Genomic DNA, 21590 nt, shown 5'->3' with positions numbered 1-21590 from the left:
GGCGTCAGGCGTCGCCCAGCACCGCCCGGCAGTCCGCCCAAGCCGCCGCGGTCAGCAGCGGGCGCAGGCGGGTGAGGAGGTCCAGCAGCTCGGCGCCGAAGCGGTCACGGAAGGCGGGGTCGTGGGCGGCGAGGTCGAGTTCGTTCGCTGCGGTGAGTTCGGCGAGGTCACGGCGCAGCCGGGGGTCCGCGGGGCGGGCGGTGCCGGTGAAACGGTCGGGCAGGACGGCGCCGGGGCCGGTGAAGCGCGGGTAGCCGGCGGCGCGGTCGAGGCTCGCGTACCCGTACACGATGGCCTCGGCCTCCGCGCCGATCACGTCGGCGAGTTCGGCGCGCCGGGCCAAGGGCAGCAGGGCCACCGCGAACCCGTCGGTGCCGTAGCAGGCGTGGCAGAGGCCGGCGAGCTGGAGGGCGGGGCGGGCGCCCCAGCCGGCGAGCCGGTCGCGGACGCGGTCGAGATGGGCGAGGAGGGTGCCGCCGCCGGGGTGGCCGACGGCGGCGGCGCCCGAGCGGCGCAGCAGGTCACGAGCGTGCTCGGCGGTGTGGGTCATGAGCCGGGTCCCCTGTCGGCAGGTCGTGTGGGTCGGCACCCGCTCCGCGCCCCGCCCACGGGGGTGTCCCCCGGGTCCGGATCCCGGCGGAGCGCGGAGCGGGTTGCCGCCCGGGCCCTGCGGCGATCGTCGTGCACGACCTGACGCCCAGTCAATCCTAAGGAAAACTGCCCGGCCCCAAGCGATAGCTTGGGTGTCATGACGCTCGACGACCTGCGCGTGTTCGTGGCCGTGTGCCGTGCCGGAAACCTCAGTGCCGTGGCCCGTGACCTGGGCTGTACGCAGTCGGCGGTGAGCCAGCACGTCAGGCGGCTGGAGCGGGAGACGGGGGTGAGCCTGCTGGAGCGGCGCCCGCGCGGGGTGGTGCCCACGGCGGCGGGCCGGGTTCTGGAGGCCGCCGCCGCGGAGGGCATCGCGGGGCTCGACCTCGCGCTGCGGCGGCTGCGGGACCTGGCCGACGGGGAGACCGGCTCGGTGCGGGTGGCGACGGGGGCGACGACCGTACGGCACTTCATGGCGGACGCCATCGTCGACTTCCGGCGCCGCCACCCCCGGGTCAGCCTGGAGTTCCGTACCGAGAGCTCCAGCCGCGCCTGCTTCGACGCGCTCACCGACAGCGACCTGGACCTCGCGTGGATCACCCTCGGCCCGCCGGTGCGCGGCATCGAGCAGCGCCCGGTGGCCGAACTGCCCTGGGTCCTCGCGGTCCCCGCCGACGACCCCCTCGCCGACCGCCCCGCCCTGCGCCCGGAGGAACTGACCGACCTGCGGCTGATCCGCCTCCCCCCGAACTCCACCTCCGCCGCCCACCTCGACGCGGCCTGCGCCGCTCTCGGCGTCCGCTTCGGCTACGACACGAGCGTCGCGGACTGGGACACGGCCCTGCTCCTGGCCGAACTGGGCCTGGGCCGCGCGCTGGTCCCCGCCCTGCCGGGCGCCCGCGGCACCGGCGCCTCGGGCCTGCGCCTCGTCCCGGTGCCCGCCCTGCGGCCCCTGGCCGTCGGCTGGGCCGTCCGTCACTGGGACGCGCTCACCCCCCAGGCCAGGACCTTCGCCGACACGGTCGCCGCCCGCTGCGGCACGACGGCACCGCAGCGCACCTGACCCCGCGGCCCGCTCCCCCGGCGGGAGGTCACGTCACGAGCCGTACAGCGCCTCGATCTCCCGGGCGAAGTCCCGCTCGATCACCGCGCGCCGCAGCTTCATCGACGGGGTCAGCTGTCCGGCCTCCTCGGTGAAGTCGACGGGCAGGACGGCGAAGCGGCGGATGGACTCGGGGCGGGAGACGAGCTTGTTGGCCTCGTCGACCGCCCGTTGCAGGACGGCCCGCAACTCGGCGTCCCCGGTGAGGAGTTCGGCCGGCACGGGATGCTTGCCGTTCATCCGCCGCCAGTGGCTGACGCCCTCCATGTCGAGGGTGATCAGCGCGGCGACGTACGGGCGGCGGTCGCCGACGACGAGGCACTGGGAGATCAGCGGGTGCTGCCGCAGCCAGTTCTCCAGCGGCGCCGGGGCCACGTTCTTGCCGCCGGCGGTGATCAGGATCTCCTTCTTGCGGCCGGTGATGGTCAGATAGCCCTCGTCGTCGAGACGGCCGAGGTCGCCGGTCGGGAGCCAGCCGTCCGCGGTGGCGGGGACGACTCCGTCCGCGTGCGGGTCCCAGTAGCCGCGCAGCACCTGCCCGCCGGCCAGCAGCACCTCGCCGTCGGCGGCGATCCGCACGCGGGTGCCGGGCAGCGGCCAGCCGACGGTGCCCAGGCGGGGCTTGAGGGGCGGGGTGACGGTCGCGGCGCCGGTGGTCTCGGTCAGGCCGTAGCCCTCGTAGACCTCGATGCCGGCGCCCAGGTAGAACGCGGCGAGGTCCCGGCTCAGCGGGGAGCCGCCGCAGATGAGATAGCGGAGCCTGCCGCCGAGCGCGTTGCGGATACGGCGGTAGACCAGCGGGTCGTACAGCGCGCGGGCCGCCTTCAGGGCGGCGCCGGGTCCGGGGCCGGTGCCGTGGCGGCGGGCCTCGACCGCCTCCCCGTAGCGCCGGGCGACGTTCACCGCCCGGTCGAACGAGCCCGCCTTGCCGCCGCGTTCGGCGGTGGCCCGCGCGTTGTTGAAGACCTTCTCCAGCATGTACGGGATGGCCAGCAGGAAGGTGGGCCGGAAGGCGGCGAGGTCGGCGATCAGCTCCTCGGCCTTGAGACCGGGCGCGTGCCCGAGCCGTACCCGGGCGCGCACGCAGGCCACCGCGACCATCCGGCCGAAGACGTGCGACAGCGGCAGGAACAGCAGCGTGGCCGGTTCCGCGTCGGTGCGCGCCTTGAACACCGGGTAGAGCAGTTCGATCGCGTTGTCGACCTCGGCGAGGAAGTTGCCGTGGGTGAGGGCGCAGCCCTTGGGGCGGCCGGTGGTGCCGGAGGTGTAGACGAGGGTGGCGAGGGTGTCGGGGCCGAGCATCGCGCGCCGCACCTCGACCTCCGGGTCGGGGACGGACGCGCCCCGCTCGGCCAGTCCCGTCACGTGTCCCTGTTCGACGACCCACACGTGGCGCAGTCCGGGCAGCCGTTCCCGTTCGGGTCCGAGCGCGGCGGCCTGCCGGCCGGTCTCGGTGACGAGGGCGACGGCGCCGCAGTCCTGGAGGATCCAGCGGGTCTGGAAGACGGAGGAGGTCGGGTACACCGGCACGGTGACCAGTCCGGCGGCCCAGGCGGCGAAGTCGAGCAGGGTCCATTCGTAGGTGGTCCGCGCCATGATGGCGATGCGGTCGCCCGGCGCGAGCCCTTCGGCGATGAGCCCCTTGGCGACCGCGAGCACTTCCGCGGCGAACTCCGCCGCCGTGACGTGGGCCCACGTCCCGTCCCCGGTACGGCGGCTGAGCACCGCCTGCGCGGGCACGGCCGCCGCGTTCTCGAACGGCAGGTCGGCGAGCGAGCCGTGGGTCACGGGCGGCACCAGCGGCGGTACGGCCACCTCGCGCACCTCGCCGTCCAGCCGCCGTATCTCCGGTGCGACGAGGACGGGTCCGGCGTCCGGGTCGTAGTCGAGGGCCGAGGCGGCCGAGTCGGGCGGCAGCGGCTGGGACGAGTACGAGATCGGCATACGGCTCCTCCGGGCGGCTCGTGGCGTTACCGCCGGCAGGACGCGCATCCTACGGCGCCCGCGTGAGGGGTCTGTGCGAATTCCACGGCGGTTCGGGGCCGATCCGGGGCAGACGTGCGCACCGTGCGCCTGCCTGAACTCCCGGACGGGGCAAGACCTTACCTGAGGTAACCTTACTCCGGAGTAAGCACAGTGGACCCGCCCCCCCAGGGAGCCCCCCGTACCCATGCCCACGCTCGCCGGTTCCCTCCTCCGCGGCGCCCTGCTGTCCCCCTTCCGGCGCCCCCGCGCCGACGCCGCCTTCCCCCGCGCCCCGCTCACCCTCCCCGAGGTGCGCATCGACCTGGCGCGGCTGGCGGCCTACGAGCGGATCTGCGGGTTCCCGACCGGCGAGGACGCGCTGCCGCCGACGTATCCGCACGTCCTCGGCTTCCCCCTGGCCATGCGGCTGATGAGCGCCCGCGCCTTCCCGCTGCCGCTGCTCGGCCTGGTCCACACCTCGTTCGACCTCACCCGGCACACCGCGCTGCCGGCCACCGCCGCCTACGAACTCTCCGTGCGGGTCGAGGGACTGGCGCCGCACCGGCGGGGCACGGAAGCGGCCGTGCTGACCGAGCTGCGGTCGGGCGGGCAGACCGTGTGGGAGTCGCGCAGCACGTATCTCGCCCGGCACGGCACGGACCGCCCCGCCGACCCCCGCACCGGCCGGACGACCACGCCCCCCTCCGGCCAGACGACCACGCCCGCCACAGGCCAGACGGCCGCATCCGCCACCGGCCGGGCGACCACGCCCGCCACCGACCAGACGGCCACGCCCGCCACAGGCCAGACGACCGAACCCGCCACCGGCCCGACGACCACGCCCGCCACCGACCAGACGACCACGCCCGCCACCGACGCGGCCTCCGCGCTGCCCCCGCTCGCCGCGTGGCCCCTCGGCGGGGACCTCGGGCGCCGTTACGCCGCCGTCTCCGGTGACCGCAACCCCATCCACCTGCACCCGCTCACCGCGCGCCTGTTCGGCTTCCCCCGGCCGATCGCGCACGGCATGTGGACACTGGCCCGCTGTCTCGCCGCGCACGGCACCCCCGACGCGGTGCGCGTGCGGGCCCGGTTCCTCGCGCCCGTCCCGCTGCCGGGAACCGTCGAATTCGCCGCAGAGAAGGGCCGTTTCGCCCTGCGCGGCGGCGGCCGGGTCCATCTCACCGCGACCGTCGACCCCTTGGGGTCAGGCCCGCGGCGGTGACCAGAACCGCCCCTCCAGCAGACCGCCGAGACCCGCCCACGCGAAGTTCATCAGGGTGGTCGCCGCCTGCCGGGCGGTGACGCCGGGAGTGGTGTTGGCCCACGCGGCGAGCGATTCGGCGGCGCCCACCAGGGACTGGGCGAGCCCGGCGATCTCGCGCTCGGCGTGCGTCCCGGGGGCCGCCCCGGCGATCAGCCGGGTCACGAACGCCACCGCCTCGCCCCGCATCGCGGTGACCTCGGCGGCGAAGGCGTCCCCGTGGGTGCGGGCCTGGACGTGCAGCACCGACCAGCCGTCGGGATGTTCGGCGGTGTGCGTGAAGAACGCCAGCAGCCCGTCCCACAGCTGACGGTCCGGCGGCAGCTCCGGGTCGATGCCGGCCCGCACCGCCGCGATCAGCGCCCGCGCCTCACGGCGGATGCAGGCGCCGAACAGATCGTCCTTGGAGTTCAGATACAGATACACCAACGGCTTGGACACACCGGCGAGTTCCGCGATGTCGTCCATGGACGCCGCCATGTACCCGCGCCGCCCGAAGATCTGCACGGCGGCGTCCAGCATCTGCTGCTCACGGACCGCACGCGGCATCCGCTTGGTCTTCACGGAACCCATGCGGACAGCGTACGGTCCGTGCGACCGCCCTACTGACCGATCGTTCAGGCCGTGGCCTTGACCGCCCTCGGCTCGTCGGCCACGACCGGCGCGGGCTCGTCGACCGGGGAGCCGGCGCCCACCGAGTCGTAGGCCGTGCGGTCCAGCAGGCCCTCGCGGGCCGAGACGATGACCGGCACGAGCGCCTGGCCGGCCACGTTGGTGGCGGTGCGCATCATGTCCAGGATCGGGTCGATGGCGAGCAGCAGACCCACGCCCTCCATGGGCAGGCCCAGCGTGGACAGGGTGAGGGTCAGCATCACCGTGGCGCCGGTGAGGCCGGCGGTGGCGGCGGAGCCGACCACGGACACGAAGGCGATCAGCAGGTAGTCGCCGACGCCCAGCTGGATGTCGAAGATCTGCGCGACGAAGATCGCGGCGATCGCCGGGTAGATGGCGGCGCAGCCGTCCATCTTGGTGGTGGCGCCGAACGGCACCGCGAAGGACGCGTACTCCTTCGGCACACCGAGGCGCTCGGTCACCTTCTGCGTCACCGGCATGGTGCCGACGGAGGAGCGGGAGACGAAGGCCAGCTGGATGGCGGGCCAGGCGCCCTTGAAGAACTGCAGCGGGTTGGCCTTGGCGACGGTCGCGAGCAGCGCCGGGTAGACGCCGAAGAGGACCAGGGCGCAGCCGATGTAGATGTCGGCGGTGAAGGTGGCGTACTTGCCGATCAGGTCCCAGCCGTAGGTGGCGATGGCGTGGCCGATGAGGCCGGCGGTGCCGAGCGGGGCGAGCCGGATGACCCACCACAGGGCCTTCTGCAGCAGCTCCAGCACGGACTCGCTCAGGGTGAGGATCGGCTGGGCCTTCTCGCCGAGCTGGAGGGCGGCGACACCGGCGACGGCGGCCATGAAGACGATCTGCAGCACGTTCAGCTCGGTGAACGGCGTGATGACGTCGGTCGGGACGATCCCGGTGAGGAAGTCGAGCCAGGAGCCGGTCTTCTCCGGCAGCTCACCGTCCTTCGGGGTCAGGCCGGTGCCGGCGCCGGGGTTGGTGACCAGGCCGATGGCGAGGCCGATGGCCACCGCGATCAACGAGGTGATCATGAACCAGAGGAGGGTGCGGCCGGCCAGCCGGGCGGCGTTGTTGACCTTCCGCAGGTTGGTGATCGAGACGAGGATCGCGAAGAAGACGAGCGGGGCGACGGCGAGCTTCAGCAGCCCGACGAAGACGCCGCCGGTCTTCTCCAGGGTGGTGACCAGCCAGGACACGTCCTGGCTGCGGGCGAGCCAGCCGAGGCCGACACCGAGGACGAGGCCGGCGAGTATCTGGGCCCAGAAGGGCAGCTTGAAGGACTTCGTGTTCGCGGACACGGACATGCTCCGGGGAAAGAGGGAAGGGGTGCGCGGCGGAATGCGTCAGCGGGGACAGCCGGCGGAGGCGCACCGGCAGAGGTCCACGTGCAGACGGGCCACGAGCGGAACGCTGCGGGGCGGCGCGTCGACGGACACGACTGCTGGCTTCATACCGATGACCGTAACACCTGAACTTTGGGAACCTCAAAGCCTTACTTTGAGAGGCGCAGGGGGAGTATGACCCTCACAATGCAAATCGCCCCGGTTTCCGGGGGTTTCGGAAACCGGGGCGGCAGTGAACGTGACGCGTCTTACGACGTCTGCCCCTGGGCGCGGGCCGCGTCGTCCGCACGGTCCTCCTGACTGCGGTCGGCCTCGAAGCCGGCCTTCAGCCGGTCGACCCTGCGCACGATCTGCTCGGACGCCCGGTCCCGCTCGCCGCGCAGCACGACGAAGCTGATCGGCGCGGAGATCACCAGCGCGAGCAGCACGACCCACAGGCCGTTGGAGGCGCCGAGACCGCGCGGGGCGATACCCGAGTAGACGAGGCCCCAGACGGCCAGCAGGCAGCCCGCGAAGATCCCGAGGCGCATCAGCGTGTACCGGAGCATCTCAATCCACTCTTCCGATTCCAAAAGGGGCCAGCGTCCAGTGAAGCACGCCAGGATGCCGATCTTGTACGGGGGTCAGCCCAGCGGCAGCAGCATGATCACGTCGTCGCGGTCGTCGCCCGGCGCCACCCGGATCGCGGCGGGTACGCGGCCGACCTCCTTGTAGCCGCAGGAGGCGTAGAACCGCTCCAGACCGAGCCCGCCCCGGCAGGTCAGCCGGATCGCCTCGATCCCGTCGAACCCGCGCGCGGCACCCTCCGCGGCGGCGAGCAGGTCACGGCCGTACCCCTTGCCCTGGTGCCGGGGGTGCACCATCACCGTGTAGAGCCACGCCCAGTGGGCCATCAGCCGGTGGGTGTTGAAGTGGAAGAAGGCGGTGGCGGCGACCCGCCCCTCCTCGTCGTGCCCCACGAGCAGCCGGGCCCGGCCTTCCGCCATCGCCACGAGGTGCCTCACCAGCTCCGGCCGGACCGTCTCCCGCTCCACCGGGGGCACGAAGCCGACGGCTCCGCCCGCGTTGGAGACATCGGTCCACAGGTCGAGGATGCCGTCGCGCAGCTCGGGGGTGACGGCGGGATCGAGCGTGAAGGTAAGGGCCATGCGGCGATGCTACCCATTACGCCAGGCTGCCGGTGACGGTCTGCTCCCCCGATACGACACCTGCCCATGACGGCGTACTCCCCCTGACGGTCCTACGCCAGTACGCGTGCGGCCACCTTCAGATCGGCCACCAGCCCCGCGTACGCCTCCTCGCGGTCGTCCGCCCGCAGCACCGACGACGGGTGCACGGTCGGCACCAGCCGCTCCGGGTGCCCGTGGATCTCCCGCTCCAGCACCGTCCCGCGCACCTCGCCCACCCGGAAGGACGACCCGAGCAGCGCCTTGCCCGCGGTGGCGCCGAGCACGACGATCAGCTCCGGCCCGACCAGCGCCAGCTCCGCGGCCAGCCACGGCCCGCAGGCGCTCGTCTCCCGCAGACTCGGCGCCTTGTGGATGCGGCGCTTGCGCGGTTCCGCCCGCGTGAACAGGAAGTGCTTCACCGCGTTGGTGACATAGGCCTCACCGGGATCGATCCCGGCCTCGGCCAGCGCCCGGTCCAGCAGCTTCCCCGCGGGCCCGACGAACGGCCGCCCCTCGCGGTCCTCGCGATCCCCGGGCTGCTCACCGACCAGCATGACCCGCGCGTCCGCGCCACCCGCCCCGAACACGGTCTGCGTGGCATCGCGATACAGCGGACACCCCCGGCACCCTGCGGCGGCCCGCCGCAGGGCGTCGAGATCCGGCGCTCCGGCCGGCACGAAGGGCTCGGCGGTGTACTGATCCTCGGGCGCGCTCTTCACAAGGCCCGGAGTACCCCGGCTGGGGGCGCGGGGAACTGCGCGACCAGCCCACCCCTACCCGCACCCGCCCGACAACGTCATACCCGCATGGCCTGCGGAGCTTCCCGCCGCGCGGGATCGGGCCCGTCGAACTCCCGGATGATCTCGTACCGGGTGTTGCGCTCCACCGGCCGGAACCCCGCGTCCCGGATCAGGTCCAGCAGATCGTCGCGGGTCAGCTTGTTCGGCGTGCCGTAGTTGTCCGCGTCATGGGTGATCTTGTACTCGACGACCGACCCGTCCATGTCGTCGGCGCCGTGCTGGAGCGCCAGCTGGGCGGTCTGCAGCCCGTGCATCACCCAGAACACCTTGACGTGCTGGACGTTGTCGAACAGCAGCCGCGACACCGCGAACGTCTTCAGCGCCTCGGCCGGCGTGGCCATGGTGGTCCGCGCCTGCAGCCGGTTGCGGATCTTGCCGTCCTTCATGTCGACGAAGTCGTGCTGGTAGCGCAGCGGGATGAAGACCTGGAAGCCGCCGGTCTCGTCCTGCAGCTCGCGCAGCCGCAGCACGTGGTCGACCCGGTGCCGGGGCTCCTCGATGTGGCCGTAGAGCATGGTGCACGGGGTCTTCAGACCCTTCTCGTGCGCGAGGCGGTGGATGCGGGACCAGTCCTCCCAGTGGGTGCGGTGGTCCACGATGTGCTGCCGGACCTCCCAGTCGAAGATCTCGGCGCCGCCGCCGGTCAGCGACTCCAGCCCGGCGTCGATCAGCTCGTCGAGGATCTCGGAGGCGCTGAGCCCGCTGATCGTCTCGAAGTGGTGGATCTCGGTCGCGGTGAACGCCTTCAGGGAGACGTTCGGCAGCGCGGCCTTCAGCTCCCGCAGCGAGCGCGGGTAGTACCGCCACGGCAGGTTCGGGTGCAGCCCGTTGACGATGTGCAGCTCGGTCAGGTTCTCCGACTCCATCGCCTTGGCGAGCTTGACGGCCTCCTCGATGCGCATCGTGTACGCGTCCTTCTCCCCCGGCTTGCGCTGGAAGGAGCAGTAGGCGCAGGAGGCCGTGCACACGTTGGTCATGTTGAGGTGCCGGTTGACGTTGAAGTGCACGACGTCACCGTTCTTGCGGATGCGCACCTCGTGGGCGAGTCCGCCGAGCCAGGCCAGGTCGTCCGACGCGTACAGCGCGATGCCGTCCTCGCGGGTCAGCCGCTCACCGGAGCGGACCTTCTCCTCCAGCTCGCGCTTGAGCCCGACGTCCATGGTGTTCCCTTCGCTCGACAGACTCCGACCAACCTACGCCTGGACCTCTTCCGGCAGTTCGCCCACCCGGTTCTCCCACTTCGTGGAGAGGACGATGGTGGTACGGGTCCGGGAGACGCCCCTGGTCCCGGACAGCCGCCGAATGATCTTCTCCAGGCCGTCCACGTCGGTCGCCCGCACCTTGAGCATGAACGAGTCGTCGCCGGCGATGAACCAGCAGTCCTCGATCTCGGGAAGGTCCTTCAGCCGGCGGGCCACGTCCTCGTGGTCGGCGGCGTCGGAGAGCGAGATGCCGATCAGGGCGGTGACGCCGAGGCCCAGCGAGGCGGCGTCGACGGTGGCGCGGTAGCCGGTGATGACACCGGCCGCCTCCAGCCGGTTGATGCGGTCGGTGACGCTGGGGCCCGACAGGCCGACGAGGCGTCCCAGCTCCGCGTAGGAGGCCCGGCCGTTTTCCCTGAGGGCCTGGATGAGCTGCCTGTCCACCGCGTCCATGCGATTCGAGCCTTCCGCTGAAGAGATCCGAGATCCGAGAAATGAGCGTGGGGGAGGGTCAGTCGTCGCGGGAGCCGCCGCCGAGTTCCCCCTCCCAGCGGCGGTAGAGGGTGTGGGGCACGCCGGCCGCGTCGAGGACCCGGCCCGCGACGAAGTCGACCAGGTCCTGGATGTGGGTGGCGCCCGCGTAGAAGCCGGGCGAGGCGGGGACGACGACCGCGCCGGCGTCGTCGAGCGCGACCAGGTGCCGCAGCGTCTGCCCGGTCAGGGGCGCCTCGCGGACGGCGACGACGAGGGGCCGCCGCTCCTTGAGCACCACACTCGCGGCGCGCTGCAGCAGGTCCTTGGACAGCCCGAGCGCGACTCCGGCGACGGAGGCGGTCGACGCGGGCACGATGATCATCCCCTTGGCCGGATACGACCCGGAGGACGGCCCCGCGGCCAGGTCCCCGGCGCTCCAGTACCGCACGCGGTCCAGGCCGACCTCGAAGGTGTCCGGCTTCCCGTCCGCCCCGCGCGCCAGCCAGTCCCGCAGGTCGTCCCGCCAGCGCGCGTCCCGGAAGGAGATCCCGGTCTCGTCCAGCAGCGTCAGCCGCGACGCCCGGCTGACGACGAGATCGACCGCTTCCCCCGCCTCCAGCAGCCCACGCAGCACAGCCGCCGCGTACGGCGTCCCGGAAGCCCCGGACACCCCCACGATCCAAGGCACGCGCTGCGATTCTCCTGCGTTCACATCTTGAGCGTACCGGCGACGTCCGCGGGGTAACTCGTCAGGACGCCTTGTCGACGGGGAGGGCGGAGGTGTCGACGGTGAGCCGCCCCACCTTGGTGTCCACCGTCACCTGGCCGGCGTAGGGGAAGGTGTCACGGCCGAGATAGCCATCCGGGCCGGGGTTCCAGAAGGTGACCAGCTCGCCCTTGTTCGGGTCGAAGATCACGTAGTTGGGAATGCCCCGGGCCGCGTACTGCCGGTGCTTGACGACGTAGTCGTTTCGCACGCTGCTTGGAGACACCACCTCAATGGCGAGCTCCACCAGGTCGGCCGGATAAGAGCTGAGGTTCTTGTTCTTCTCGGCCGCCGGGATCACCGCGAGATCCGGGCAGAACTCGAAGTCCGCGCTGAAGGGGATGGCCACGTCGCTGATGAACGCCCACTCCTCGTCGAGCTGGGCTTCGAGCTGCATCCAAAGCCGCATGATCGTCTCGTTGTGGAACGGCTTGAGCGGACTCATCACGATGTTGCCCTCGACAATCTCCATCCGGTACCCGCGGAACATGTCCTCGTACCGGGCGAGCTGCGAGTGCAGGCGGTCGCTGTCCGAGACGGTCACGTCGGCCTCCCTCTCTCTGCACTCGATGGTAGGCCGCACGCTAGTCAGACGGTCAGACCCCGAACCAGAAGATCAAGCAGCGCGCACACGAACAGGGCAATCCCGATGAAGCCGTTGACCGAGAAGAACGCCCTGTTGAGGCGGGACAGGTCGTGGGGGCGGACGATCCGGTGCTCGTAGACGAAGGCGGCGGCGACGATCATCAGGCCCAGCCAGAAGAAGACGCCCGCGTCCGTCGCCAGGGCGTACCAGACGAAGAGGGCCGTCGTGACGGCGTGGCAGGCGCGGGCGCCCCAGATCGCCGCCGGGATGCCGAAGCGGGCCGGGACCGAGCGGACGCCGATCTCGCGGTCGGTCTCCACGTCCTGGCAGGCGTAGATGAGGTCGAAGCCGCCGATCCAGATGCCGACCGCCAGGCCGAGGATCACCGCGTCCCAGGACCACTCCCCCGTGATCGCCAGCCAGCCGCCGACGGGGCCCATCGCCTGGGCGAGGCCGAGGATGGCCTGGGGGAAGTTCGTGAAGCGTTTGCCGTAGGGGTAGACCACCATCGGCACGACCGCCACGGGGGCCAGCGCGAGGCAGAGCGGGTTCAGCAGGGCCGCCGAGCCGAGGAAGATCACCACCGCGATCAGCGCGCCGGTCCAGGCGTGCTTGACCGACATCGCGCCGGTCACCAGTTCGCGGTGCGCCGTGCGCGGGTTCCGGGCGTCGATCTCGCGGTCGATGATCCGGTTGACGGCCATGGCGAAGGTGCGCAGGCCGACCATGCAGACGGTGACCAGCGCCAGCTCGCGCCAGTGGATGTTCCGGTCGAGCTGGAACATCGCCGTCAGCGAGGCGATGTAGGCGAAGGGCAGCGCGAAGATCGAGTGCTCGATCATCACCAGGCGCAGGAAGGCCCTGGTGCGGCCCGGCTGGGGGACGGCCGCCGATGCGCTGCTCACAGGCCGTACTCCTTCCACCGGCGGTCCACCAGCGCCGCCGTCCGCGGATCGGACTCCACCATGTCCGGCCAGCCGCCGTCGCGGGTGTAGCCCTCCTCGGGCCACTTCCTCGTCGCGTCGATGCCCGCCTTGCCGCCCCAGAACTGCTGGTAGGAGGCGTGGTCGAGGTGGTCGACGGGGCCTTCGACGACGGTCAGGTCGCGGGCGTAGTCCGTGTTGCCGAGGGCGCGCCAGGCGACCTCGTGCAGGTCGTGGACGTCGCAGTCGGCGTCGACCACGACGATCAGCTTGGTCAGGGACATCATGTGCGCGCCCCAGATGGCGTGCATGACCTTCTGCGCGTGCTTGGGGTACTTCTTGTCGATCGAGACGATCGCGCAGTTGTGGAAGCCGCCGGCCTCGGGCAGGTGGTAGTCCACGATGTCCGGGACGATGATCTTCAGCAGCGGCAGGAAGAAGCGTTCCGTGGCGCGGCCCAGCGGGCCGTCCTCGGTCGGGGGGCGGCCGACGACGATCGACTGGAGCAGCGGGCGCTTGCGCATCGTCACGCAGTCGATCTTCAGCGCGGGGAACGGCTCCTGCGGGGTGTAGAAGCCGGTGTGGTCGCCGAAGGGGCCCTCCGGCAGCATCTCGCCCGGCTCCAGCCAGCCCTCCAGGACCACCTCCGCCTGCGCGGGCACCTGGAGCGGGACCGTCTTGCAGTCCACCATCTCGATCCGCTTGCCCGCGAGGAACCCGGCGAACAGGTACTCGTCGATGTCGCCGGGCAGCGGCGCCGTGGAGGCGTACGTCACGGCGGGCGGGCAGCCGAAGGCGATGGCGACCGGCAGGCGCTCGCCGCGCCGTGCCGCCACCTGGTAGTGGTTGCGGCTGTCCTTGTGGATCTGCCAGTGCATGCCGATGGTGCGCTTGTCGTGGCGCTGGAGGCGGTACAGGCCCAGGTTGCGGATGCCGGTCTCGGGGTCCTTGGTGTGGGTGAGCCCCAGGTTGAAGAAGGAGCCGCCGTCCTTGGGCCAGGTGAACAGCGCCGGGAGCTGGTCGAGGTCGACGTCGTCCCCGGTCAGGACGACCTCCTGCACGGGGCCGTCCTTGACCTTCTTCGGCGGTACGTGCGTCATCGCGCCGAGCTTGCCGAAGGCCTCCCGCACGCCCACGAACCCGTGCGGCAGCTCGGGCTTCAGCAGCCCGCCGATCTTGTCGCTGATCTCGCCGTACGACTTCAGGCCGAGCGCCTTCAGCAGGCGCCGGTCCGTCCCGAAGACGTTCATGGCGAGGGGCATCGACGAGCCCTTCACGTTCTCGAAGAGGAGGGCGGGACCGCCGGCCTTGTTCACCCGGTCGACGATCTCCCCGACCTCCAGACGGGGGTCGACCTCCACCTTGATGCGCTTCAGGTCTCCCTCGCGCTCCAGTGCCCTGAGCAGGGAGCGAAGATCGTCGTAAGCCATGGGGTCAAGTATCCCCGAGGGGCTACCCTGGCCCCGTCACGGGGGCCGCACCGCGATTCCCGACCCGCCGTACCACTGGGGGTGCACCGATGCTCCGGGTCCTGATGTTCGTCGTGCCACTGGCGCTGAGCGTGTACGCGTTCATCGACTGCATCAGCACGGACGAGCAGGACATCCGCCACATGCCGAAGCCGCTGTGGGCGATCCTCGTCCTGCTGTTCCCCCTGGTCGGCTCGATCTCCTGGCTGATCGCGGGCAAGAAGCGGGCGCTCGCCGCGGACGGCTGGTCCGGGGTGCGGGCGAACCGTTCCCGCCAGTGGGTCGCCCCCGACGACAACCCCGACTTCCTGAAGTCCCTCGACAAGGACGACGACGAGGACGGCGGGAAGAAGAAGCGGGACGAGTCCTGACGTGGAGCTGCGGCTCCTGGTCACCTTCGAGAAGGTCGCGACCGTCCTGAGCTTCACCCGGGCCGCGGCGGAGCTGAAGTACGCGCAGTCCAGCGTGACCAGCCAGATCCGCGCCCTGGAGTCCTCGCTGGGCACGGAGCTGTTCGACCGGCTGGGCAGCCGCATCCGGCTCACCGAGGCGGGTGAGCGGCTGCTGCCGTACGCGCGGCAGATCCTGGAGCTGACCGAGGAGGCCCGCGCGGCGGTCGCGGGCACCGAGGAGCCGTCGGGCGCGCTGGTGGTCGGCACGATGGAGTCGCTGACCAACCACCGCCTGCCCCCGCTGCTGGAGTTCTTCCACCACCGCTACCCGAAGGTCCGCCTGTCCCTGCGGACGACGATCGGCGACGAGACCCGGCAGGCGCTGCGCCAGGGCGTCTACGACCTGGGCTTCCTGATGGAGCGGGAGACCGAGCACCCCGGTCTGGAGACGGAAGTCCTCGCCGTGGAGCCGCTGGCCCTGGTCGCCGCCCCCTCGCACCCCCTCACCGGCCGGCCGCCCACCACCGCCGACCTCACCGCCCACTCCCTCCTCGCCACCGAGCCCGGCTGCGCCTACCGCGACCTGTTCGAGCGGGAGCTGACCTCACTGGCCCCCGTGTCGTTCATGGAGTTCGGCACGATCGAGGCGACCAAGCGGGCGGCGGCGGCCGGTCTCGGGATCTGTCTGCTGCCCGAGATCACGGTCGCCGCCGAACTCGCCGAGGGCTCGCTGGTACGGCTGGACTGGGAGCCGCCGTTCACGCTTCGGACGCAACTGGCGTGGCGGTCCGGGAAGCGGCTTCCGGCGCACGCCCGGCTGTTCGTGGAGCAGGCGCGGCGGCTCGTGGCCGAGCAAGGGTGACCTTGAGGCCGGCGGTCACGATCAGCGGGACGCCGAGCGCCTGGACGAGGCCGATGTGGTGGCCGTACACCAGCCAGTCCGTCACCATCGCGACGGCCGGGTAGACGAAGGCCAGGACGGCGATCTTCGCGGTGGGCAGCTGGGCGTACGCGGCGTACATCAGCACGTACATCAGCCCGGTGTGGATGACGCCGAGGCCCACCAGCCAGCCCCAGTCGGCTCCCGTGCCGCCCATCGCGCCGAAGTCGGCGAAGGGCAGGAGGAGCGGGATGCCGACGAGGACCTGGACGAGGGCGATCAGGTGCGGGCGGACCCCGCTGATCCGCTTGGTGACGACCGTGGACAGGCCGTAGAGCAGCGCGGCGAGCAGGGCCTGCCCGATGCCCAGCAGATAGCCGCCGCCGGAGGCGAAGTCGCCGGGGGTGACGCCGGAGACGAGGATCAGTCCGGCGAAGGCGACGGCGATCCAGCTCACCTTGGCGGCGGTGAGCCGCTCGCGGAAGAGGAGGGCGCCGAGGAGCACCACGTAGAACGGCTGGGTGTGGTAGACGACCGTCGCCACGGAGATGGACGTGGTCTCGTACGACTGGAAGAGGAACACCCAGTTGAAGACGATGAACACGCCGCCGATGACGGCGAGTCCGAGGGTGCGCGGGGTGAAGCCGTGGTCGCGGAGCCAGCCGCGGGCGGCGATGTAGCCGCCGAGGGCGAGGGCGCCGAACAGGACGCGGAAGAAGACGACGTCGAACGGCGAGGCGCCGGACTCGACGACGAAGACGCCGAGGGTGCCGGAGAGCACCATGGCGGCGGTCAGCTGGGCCGTGCCCCTGCGCTGCGAACGGGTGGTCGGTGAGGTCATGTCCCGGACGCTACGAGCGGGCGGACGGGCGGGTCCACGCGCCGGTGGGGCGTCCTGCCGATGGGGGTATCGGCGACGGCGATGGGTCCGGCTCCCGGCCCGCTGAACGGTATTGAAACGTACGATCCAAAACCGTAAGGTGACCTCATGGCCCGACCACGGAACTTCGACGAGGGGCGGGCCCTGGACGCGGCGATGCGCACGTTCTGGGAGAAGGGCTACGAGGCCACCTCCACCCAGGACCTGTGCGACGCCACCGGACTGGGCCGCAGCAGCATCTACAACACGTTCAAGAGCAAGCACGACCTCTTCGAACGCGCGCTGGCCCACTACATCGAGACCATGACGGCCGACCAGCTCGCGATCCTGGAGGACACCGGCCGCAGCGCCGCCGAACGGATCCGCGCGCTGCTCGACGTGGTCGTCGACGGCGAGACGGAGCACCGGGCGGGCGGCCGCAGCCTCGGCTGCCTCACCGTGAACACGACCGTGGAGCTGGCCGGCCGCGACCCGCGCGCCGCCGAACTGCTGCAACGCGACCTCGCCCGGCGCCTCGCCGCCCTGCGCGCGGTCCTGGAGGAGGGCCGCCGCGACGGCAGCATCACCTCCCCCCGGGACTCCGGGGCGCTCGCCCGGTTCGTCAACGCCGCGATCGGCGGCATGCGGATCTCCAGCCAGGGCGGCGCCGACCGGGCCACGCTGCAGTCGATCGCCGACGTCACGATGGACGCGCTGACCGGCTGAGAACCGCGCCACCGGCCGGGCGGCGCCTCGCCATGCCCCAGTTTTGTACTGATCTTTCCAGAACAAGCCCAGAGAAGCCCAGAGAGGAAGAACGAACGTGCCCCGTGCCGTCTACGTCCTGGCGCTCGGCATCTTCGCCATGGTGACCAGTGAGTTCGTGGTCGCCGGACTGATGCCGCAGATGGCGGACGGACTCGACGTGACCGTCCCGCAGATCGGCTACCTCATCACCGCGTTCGCGGTCGCCATGGCCGCCGGCGGGCCCTTCCTGACCGTCGCCCTCATGAAACTCCCGCCCCGCACGGCCCTGATGATCCTCTTCGCCGTCTTCCTCACCGGCAACGTCCTCGCCGCGACCGCCACCGGCTACGGCGTCATGCTCGCCGCCCGCATCATCACCGGCGTCGCCTCACAGGCCTTCTTCGGCGTCGGCATCTCGCTGTGCGCCCAGCTCACCCGGCCCGAGGTCCGCGGCCGTGCCGTCGCCGTCGCCATGAACGGCCTCATGCTCGGCACCCTGCTGGGCCTGCCGCTGTCCACCCTCGTCGGCGAACGCTGGGGCTGGCGGGCGGCCTTCTGGACCATCACCGCCCTCACCGTCGTCGCCGCCGCGGCCACCCTCGCGGGCGTGCCCCGCACCGACCCCGCGGGCACCGGCGGCGGCTTCCGCGACGAGGTACGCGTCTTCCGGCGCCCCCGGCTGCTGCTGGCGCTGTCCACCAGCACGCTGATCATCGGCGCGACCTTCTCCGCGTTCAGCTACTTCAACCCGATCCTCACCGAGGTCACCGGCTTCTCCACCGGCACGGTCCCCGCGCTGCTGATCGCCTACGGCGCCGCCACCGTCGTCGGCAACACCGTCGTCGGCCGCCTCGCCGACCGGTACACCCTGCCCGTCCTCGCCACCGGCCTGCTGCTCAACCTGGTCTTCCTGACCGGCTTCGCCCTCTTCACCGACGTACCCGTCCCGGCGGTCGCCTGCATGCTCGGCATCGGGCTGGTGGGCGTCACCATGAACCCCGCGATGGTCACCCGCGTGCAGCGCGCGGGCAACGCGGGCCCGCTGGTGAACACCGTCCACTCGTCGTTCATCACCCTCGGCATCATCATCGGCTCGTCCCTGGGAGCCGTGGCGATCGACACCTGGGGCCTGCGGGCACCGCTGTGGCTGGGCGCGGCGATGGCCCTCGCGGGCCTGGCGACGGTGGCTCCGCCGCTCATCCGAGCGACGCGGTGAACTTCGCCCAGGCGCTCCGCTTGAAAAGCAGCACGGGGCCATCAGGGTTCTTGCTGTCGCGGACGGGGACGGCGCCGGGGAATCCGGGGGCCACTTCGACGCAGTTGCCGGCGTCGTTGGCGCTGTAGCTGCTCTTGATCCAGGAAACGGTGCTGAAGTCGTGACTGCTCATGGTCGCGCTCGTACCCTTCCATCGCCTCGCTGATCAACGCAGCGGACTCCCGGGCGGACGGTACGTCAGCCCTGAGCACATCATAGGTTCGGCTCTGCCGGGCGTAGCCCTCCGGATCGTTGGTGAAGTAGCCGCGGCTCAGCATCTCTGTGTAGAGCCACTGCTCACCGTCGGGCATGGTGATCAGGGAGATGGAACTGTTGGGGCGGACAAGGTCGTAACGACCGGACGGGGCAACCTGGATACGGATGTTGGGGCGCTGCCCGAGCCGCAGAAGGTGTGCACACTGGTCGCGCATCACGGCGGGGTTGCCCACGCGCTGACGCAGGCAGCTTTCGTCCAGCACGGCGATGTACATCGGCCCGTCCTGGGCGAGAAACCGTTGCTGCCTGCTCAGTCGGGCACGGACTCGCTCCTCGAGCAGCTCGCCGTCGGCCTTCTGGGAGAGCAACGCCCGTGCGTAATGGGCTGATTGCAGCAAGCCGGGCACGACCATTTCCTGGTACTCGTACAGCTTGACCGCCTGGGCCTCCATGTCGGCCCTGCGCCTGAACCAATCGGGGTGCTGCACTTGCGGATACCAGTCCACCCTCCCCCACAGCCGCAGCAACACCCCACCCGTGCCCAGCACTTCGTCGCACTTCTTCGCGAACGTGTCCTGCGGCACCCGCGTGCCCGCCTCCACCCTCGCCACGTGGGACCGGTCGCACGGGATCTCTCGCGCCAGCCCTTCCTGGGTCAGTCCGGCCACCTCCCGGAAATGACGCAGCACTTCGCCGAACATCTCGGCACTGGTCGCGCCGGAGGCCCCCTCCGCGTTCCGCCTGGTCACAGGTTCCCCCTCCGTGACAAACACCCAGTCGCACGCGCTCCGCGTTGATACGGGCCATTCCCCTGCGCGACGCTCGATACACCCAGAGTTACGAAAGGTGCAGGGATGGAACCGGGAACGCTCGTCTACGACGCCCAGACGCGCAGGGTTGGCGCATTCCAGGCCAGGCTGGGCCCTTACGCCCTGCTGCGCCCCGTGGGTGGCGGCCGGGAGTGGGAGGCGGACCCGGCGAGCATCAGGCCCGCGACGCAGGAGGAACGCCTGGCCGCCGGGGTGCGCGCGGTGAACGAGCGGTCGACGGGCCGGCGGCTCTTCCGTTACGTGCCGTACTCGATCGTCCAGGACCCGTCCGCACAGCCGGAGTACGAGGCCTACTGCGTGTCCGGGGACGAGACGGAGTGCGGGGCGGCCTCGGGAACGTTCGCCCACCCGGCGGACGTCGAGGAGTGGCAGCGCAGGCACACCCAGGAGACCCGGCACCTGCGCTACCGCCGCACGTTCGCGGACTACGCCGTACTGGAGCGGCAGTGAGGCCGTGTCGAGGAAACCGTGGAATCAGGTCCTAGTTGTCTGTTCCCTGCGGGCCGTAGTCGGCACGGGACTGAGTGAGGAGGTCTGCCACCAGGGCTAGCCAGGCGCCAGGGGTGTACGGGGCCGGTGGGTCAACCTCCATGCCGAGTACGGCGAGCGCCAGCGCGTACGTGGTCTCCTCCATGTCGAGCGCGAGGAGTTCGTGGAGCTCCCCGACGAGCCTGGCGACGACTACCGGATCGGTGCCCTCCCGGTAGTCGCGCAGCGCGGCGTCGTGATCGGCGAACTCATCGGGCATGTCCTGCGAGAACCAGCCGCCCAGCAGTTGCGCCAGTTCCGGGAACCGTGCTCGCCATTCCCAGTGGGTGGCAGGCACGGACGGTGGCGGTACACGCCCTTCCTCGACGCTCCGCCGCAGGTGGTCCGCGATCCGGTGTAGCCAGTCTTGGATTTCCGACTCGGGCAGCCCGACATCGGGTACGGGGTAGAACTCGCCGAGCCGCAGTCGCAGCCGTCCTGGCGGGTTGCGGGCGTACTCCCGCACCTGTTGCTCGGCGACAGCAATGGCCCACGGCCGGGTGTGCCAGGTGTGCCGCAGATACGCCAGCAGCGCCTCGCTGGGCCCGGCTTCCTCATCTTCGTGGGCCGGCTGACCGAGGTAGGCACTCATCACTTGGTCCAATTCGCCGTAACGGCGATCGAACTCGATGGGCTTCATGGACACGGCGGCGGTTTCCTCGTGGTCGAGAGGTAGGTCAGAGGTAGACAGGGAAGGTGGCGTGCACGACGAAGCCGTGAGGGCTTGCGGGCTCGCGCTTCAGCACGACGCGCGCCGCCCGTACGTCGACGGGCCCTTCCCCGGCGAGCATCATCGCCTGGAGCAGCACCCGCCCGACGGGTTCCTCGCGGGACGGCCAGGCGGCTTCGATGGTCAACCGTGGGCGTGTGTTCTGGGCGAGCCAGCGGTGGATAGCCTGCTCATTGCGGGTGACGACCTGCTGGGTGGCCCATCGCGCGGTCTCACGATCGGGGTAGGTAGCGCTTCTGGTTCGCATGAGAGGTCCGTTATCCGTAGGAAATCTCTATCCGTTGTTCCATCAGTCCTCGAAGAACGCCCAGAAGACACCGATCTCGGACTCGGATGCCACGACCAGCCCGCAGTCGGTGGTGTATCCGGTGAGGCACTCGAATTCTGCCTCGGCATTCAAGAGGTCGACATCCGGACGTCTGCGTGCCGCTGACCTGTTCGTCCAGCAGTGGGGCTCGGGACCGAACCGCGCGAGGATCTCCCCGGCGGCACGGAAAAGTCCTTCCTCTCGGTTCTCGAAGTCGGGGATGTTCGCAGCCTGGAACCACTCGCCTTTCAGCGCGACGAGAAGCTGGGCGGCGGACACGGGCGTGATCTCGAAGAGTGCCGCGCCCAGTTCGTCGGCGGAGTAGGGGAGGAAGGGTTCCGACGTGCTGGCGAGTCCGCTGGCCGAGCTTTCGGGTGCGAAGTTCACCCCCTTCCAGCCGCGCGGGTCCCGGGTACGCAGCCGCATCACGGCGGAGGCATCCAGGCGCCAGTCCTCGTGTGTACGAGGCCCGACGGCGGCAAAGGTCCACCCACCGCCGAACAGTTCTCCGACGGACGCTTCCCACGACTCGGCGTCGACCACCGGTACTCCAAGACTG

The 21590-nt window shown here is 71.0% G+C and carries 27 protein-coding genes; 7 read left to right on the top strand and 20 right to left on the bottom strand.

Features of this window, described 5'->3' with window-relative positions; translation table 11 throughout:
* Nucleotides 1-4 precede the first annotated feature (4 nt).
* The gene (locus AB0K92_RS00440; protein ID WP_365918010.1) at nucleotides 5-550 is read right to left on the bottom strand and encodes a DUF6817 domain-containing protein; all 546 of its coding nucleotides are present in this window, start codon (nucleotides 548-550) and stop codon (nucleotides 5-7) included.
* Nucleotides 551-748: 198 nt separating this feature from the next.
* Between AB0K92_RS00440 and AB0K92_RS00435 the strand changes: the two genes are divergently transcribed.
* The gene (locus AB0K92_RS00435) at nucleotides 749-1654 is read left to right on the top strand and encodes a LysR family transcriptional regulator (RefSeq protein WP_365918008.1); all 906 of its coding nucleotides are present in this window, start codon (nucleotides 749-751) and stop codon (nucleotides 1652-1654) included.
* A gap of 33 nt (nucleotides 1655-1687) precedes the next feature.
* Here AB0K92_RS00435 and AB0K92_RS00430 read toward each other — a convergent pair whose 3' ends face one another.
* Nucleotides 1688-3637 (bottom strand): AMP-dependent synthetase/ligase, encoded by a 1950-nt coding sequence (locus AB0K92_RS00430; RefSeq protein ID WP_365918006.1) that lies wholly within the window; start codon nucleotides 3635-3637, stop codon nucleotides 1688-1690.
* A 226-nt stretch (nucleotides 3638-3863) separates the two neighbouring features.
* Here AB0K92_RS00430 and AB0K92_RS00425 point away from each other — a divergent pair, with 226 nt between their 5' ends.
* Entirely contained in the window at nucleotides 3864-4883 is a 1020-nt protein-coding gene (locus AB0K92_RS00425; RefSeq protein WP_365918004.1) for a MaoC/PaaZ C-terminal domain-containing protein, read from the top strand.
* Here the strand turns inward: AB0K92_RS00425 and AB0K92_RS00420 are convergent.
* The 12 genes from AB0K92_RS00420 to AB0K92_RS00365 form a co-directional block, all read right to left on the bottom strand.
* The gene (locus AB0K92_RS00420; protein ID WP_365918002.1) at nucleotides 4866-5495 is read right to left on the bottom strand and encodes a TetR/AcrR family transcriptional regulator; all 630 of its coding nucleotides are present in this window, start codon (nucleotides 5493-5495) and stop codon (nucleotides 4866-4868) included. The two genes, AB0K92_RS00425 and AB0K92_RS00420, sit on opposite strands and share 18 nt — an antisense overlap.
* A 44-nt stretch (nucleotides 5496-5539) precedes the next feature.
* Nucleotides 5540-6859: a dicarboxylate/amino acid:cation symporter gene (locus AB0K92_RS00415; RefSeq protein WP_365918000.1), complete on the bottom strand. Its 1320-nt coding sequence runs from the start codon at nucleotides 6857-6859 to the stop codon at nucleotides 5540-5542.
* 39 nt (nucleotides 6860-6898) lie between these two features.
* Complete coding sequence (locus tag AB0K92_RS00410; protein WP_346767995.1) at nucleotides 6899-7006, bottom strand: putative leader peptide; 108 nt, start codon at nucleotides 7004-7006, stop codon at nucleotides 6899-6901.
* 140 nt (nucleotides 7007-7146) lie between these two features.
* The gene (locus AB0K92_RS00405) at nucleotides 7147-7446 is read right to left on the bottom strand and encodes a DUF4229 domain-containing protein (RefSeq protein ID WP_365917998.1); all 300 of its coding nucleotides are present in this window, start codon (nucleotides 7444-7446) and stop codon (nucleotides 7147-7149) included.
* Between the two features lie 75 nt (nucleotides 7447-7521).
* Nucleotides 7522-8046 (bottom strand): GNAT family N-acetyltransferase, encoded by a 525-nt coding sequence (locus tag AB0K92_RS00400; protein ID WP_365917996.1) that lies wholly within the window; start codon nucleotides 8044-8046, stop codon nucleotides 7522-7524.
* Nucleotides 8047-8138: 92 nt separating this feature from the next.
* Complete coding sequence (locus AB0K92_RS00395; RefSeq protein WP_365917994.1) at nucleotides 8139-8786, bottom strand: UdgX family uracil-DNA binding protein; 648 nt, start codon at nucleotides 8784-8786, stop codon at nucleotides 8139-8141.
* Between the two features lie 77 nt (nucleotides 8787-8863).
* A complete protein-coding gene (gene mqnE, locus AB0K92_RS00390; RefSeq protein WP_365917992.1) occupies nucleotides 8864-10027 on the bottom strand; it encodes an aminofutalosine synthase MqnE in 1164 nt (387 codons plus the stop codon).
* Nucleotides 10028-10060: 33 nt separating this feature from the next.
* Nucleotides 10061-10522 (bottom strand): Lrp/AsnC family transcriptional regulator, encoded by a 462-nt coding sequence (locus AB0K92_RS00385; protein ID WP_166001319.1) that lies wholly within the window; start codon nucleotides 10520-10522, stop codon nucleotides 10061-10063.
* A 58-nt stretch (nucleotides 10523-10580) separates the two neighbouring features.
* On the bottom strand, nucleotides 10581-11231 hold the full coding sequence (locus tag AB0K92_RS00380; protein ID WP_365917990.1) for a UbiX family flavin prenyltransferase: 651 nt from the start codon (nucleotides 11229-11231) through the stop codon (nucleotides 10581-10583).
* A 61-nt stretch (nucleotides 11232-11292) separates the two neighbouring features.
* The gene (locus AB0K92_RS00375) at nucleotides 11293-11853 is read right to left on the bottom strand and encodes a Uma2 family endonuclease (RefSeq protein ID WP_365917988.1); all 561 of its coding nucleotides are present in this window, start codon (nucleotides 11851-11853) and stop codon (nucleotides 11293-11295) included.
* 44 nt (nucleotides 11854-11897) lie between these two features.
* Nucleotides 11898-12800, bottom strand: coding sequence for a menaquinone biosynthesis prenyltransferase MqnP (mqnP, locus tag AB0K92_RS00370; protein WP_365917986.1), 903 nt, complete (start codon nucleotides 12798-12800; stop codon nucleotides 11898-11900).
* Nucleotides 12797-14248, bottom strand: coding sequence for a menaquinone biosynthesis decarboxylase (locus AB0K92_RS00365; RefSeq protein ID WP_365917984.1), 1452 nt, complete (start codon nucleotides 14246-14248; stop codon nucleotides 12797-12799). The genes mqnP and AB0K92_RS00365 overlap by 4 nt, the downstream gene beginning before the upstream one ends.
* An 89-nt stretch (nucleotides 14249-14337) precedes the next feature.
* Here AB0K92_RS00365 and AB0K92_RS00360 point away from each other — a divergent pair, with 89 nt between their 5' ends.
* Both AB0K92_RS00360 and AB0K92_RS00355 read left to right on the top strand, forming a co-directional pair.
* A complete protein-coding gene (locus AB0K92_RS00360; RefSeq protein WP_166001314.1) occupies nucleotides 14338-14658 on the top strand; it encodes a PLD nuclease N-terminal domain-containing protein in 321 nt (106 codons plus the stop codon).
* Nucleotide 14659: 1 nt separating this feature from the next.
* Complete coding sequence (locus tag AB0K92_RS00355; RefSeq protein ID WP_365917981.1) at nucleotides 14660-15541, top strand: LysR family transcriptional regulator; 882 nt, start codon at nucleotides 14660-14662, stop codon at nucleotides 15539-15541.
* On the opposite strand, the gene AB0K92_RS00350 is transcribed toward AB0K92_RS00355, so the two are convergent.
* Nucleotides 15438-16400 carry a DMT family transporter gene (locus AB0K92_RS00350; protein WP_365917979.1) on the bottom strand — a complete coding sequence of 321 codons (963 nt, stop codon included), beginning with the start codon at nucleotides 16398-16400 and terminating at the stop codon, nucleotides 15438-15440. The genes AB0K92_RS00355 and AB0K92_RS00350 overlap by 104 nt on opposite strands.
* 147 nt (nucleotides 16401-16547) lie before the next feature.
* Between AB0K92_RS00350 and AB0K92_RS00345 the strand changes: the two genes are divergently transcribed.
* Both AB0K92_RS00345 and AB0K92_RS00340 read left to right on the top strand, forming a co-directional pair.
* Complete coding sequence (locus tag AB0K92_RS00345) at nucleotides 16548-17144, top strand: helix-turn-helix domain-containing protein (protein WP_365917977.1); 597 nt, start codon at nucleotides 16548-16550, stop codon at nucleotides 17142-17144.
* Nucleotides 17145-17241: 97 nt separating this feature from the next.
* The gene (locus AB0K92_RS00340; RefSeq protein ID WP_365917975.1) at nucleotides 17242-18381 is read left to right on the top strand and encodes an MFS transporter; all 1140 of its coding nucleotides are present in this window, start codon (nucleotides 17242-17244) and stop codon (nucleotides 18379-18381) included.
* Here AB0K92_RS00340 and AB0K92_RS00335 read toward each other — a convergent pair.
* Nucleotides 18362-18475, bottom strand: coding sequence for a DUF397 domain-containing protein (locus AB0K92_RS00335; protein ID WP_365917973.1), 114 nt, complete (start codon nucleotides 18473-18475; stop codon nucleotides 18362-18364). The two genes, AB0K92_RS00340 and AB0K92_RS00335, sit on opposite strands and share 20 nt — an antisense overlap.
* Nucleotides 18423-19385, bottom strand: a complete 963-nt coding sequence (locus AB0K92_RS00330) for a helix-turn-helix transcriptional regulator (protein WP_365917971.1) — start codon at nucleotides 19383-19385, stop codon at nucleotides 18423-18425. The genes AB0K92_RS00335 and AB0K92_RS00330 overlap by 53 nt, the downstream gene beginning before the upstream one ends.
* Nucleotides 19386-19490: 105 nt before the next feature.
* Here AB0K92_RS00330 and AB0K92_RS00325 point away from each other — a divergent pair, with 105 nt between their 5' ends.
* Nucleotides 19491-19916, top strand: a complete 426-nt coding sequence (locus AB0K92_RS00325) for a hypothetical protein (RefSeq protein ID WP_365917969.1) — start codon at nucleotides 19491-19493, stop codon at nucleotides 19914-19916.
* Between the two features lie 31 nt (nucleotides 19917-19947).
* Here AB0K92_RS00325 and AB0K92_RS00320 read toward each other — a convergent pair whose 3' ends face one another.
* The 3 genes from AB0K92_RS00320 to AB0K92_RS00310 are packed head-to-tail and all read right to left on the bottom strand — an operon-like array spanning nucleotide 19948 to nucleotide 21574.
* Complete coding sequence (locus tag AB0K92_RS00320; RefSeq protein ID WP_365917967.1) at nucleotides 19948-20640, bottom strand: contact-dependent growth inhibition system immunity protein; 693 nt, start codon at nucleotides 20638-20640, stop codon at nucleotides 19948-19950.
* A gap of 31 nt (nucleotides 20641-20671) precedes the next feature.
* A complete protein-coding gene (locus AB0K92_RS00315) occupies nucleotides 20672-20971 on the bottom strand; it encodes an RNase A-like domain-containing protein (RefSeq protein WP_365917965.1) in 300 nt (99 codons plus the stop codon).
* A 42-nt stretch (nucleotides 20972-21013) separates the two neighbouring features.
* Complete coding sequence (locus AB0K92_RS00310; RefSeq protein ID WP_365917963.1) at nucleotides 21014-21574, bottom strand: hypothetical protein; 561 nt, start codon at nucleotides 21572-21574, stop codon at nucleotides 21014-21016.
* Between the last annotated feature and the right edge of the window lie 16 nt (nucleotides 21575-21590).

This window comes from Streptomyces sp. NPDC052687 (genome assembly GCF_040678395.1).
Lineage (GTDB): Bacteria > Actinomycetota > Actinomycetes > Streptomycetales > Streptomycetaceae > Streptomyces.
The sequence above is the reverse complement of the archived record's forward strand: the minus strand, read 5'-3'. Positions and strand labels throughout refer to the sequence as shown.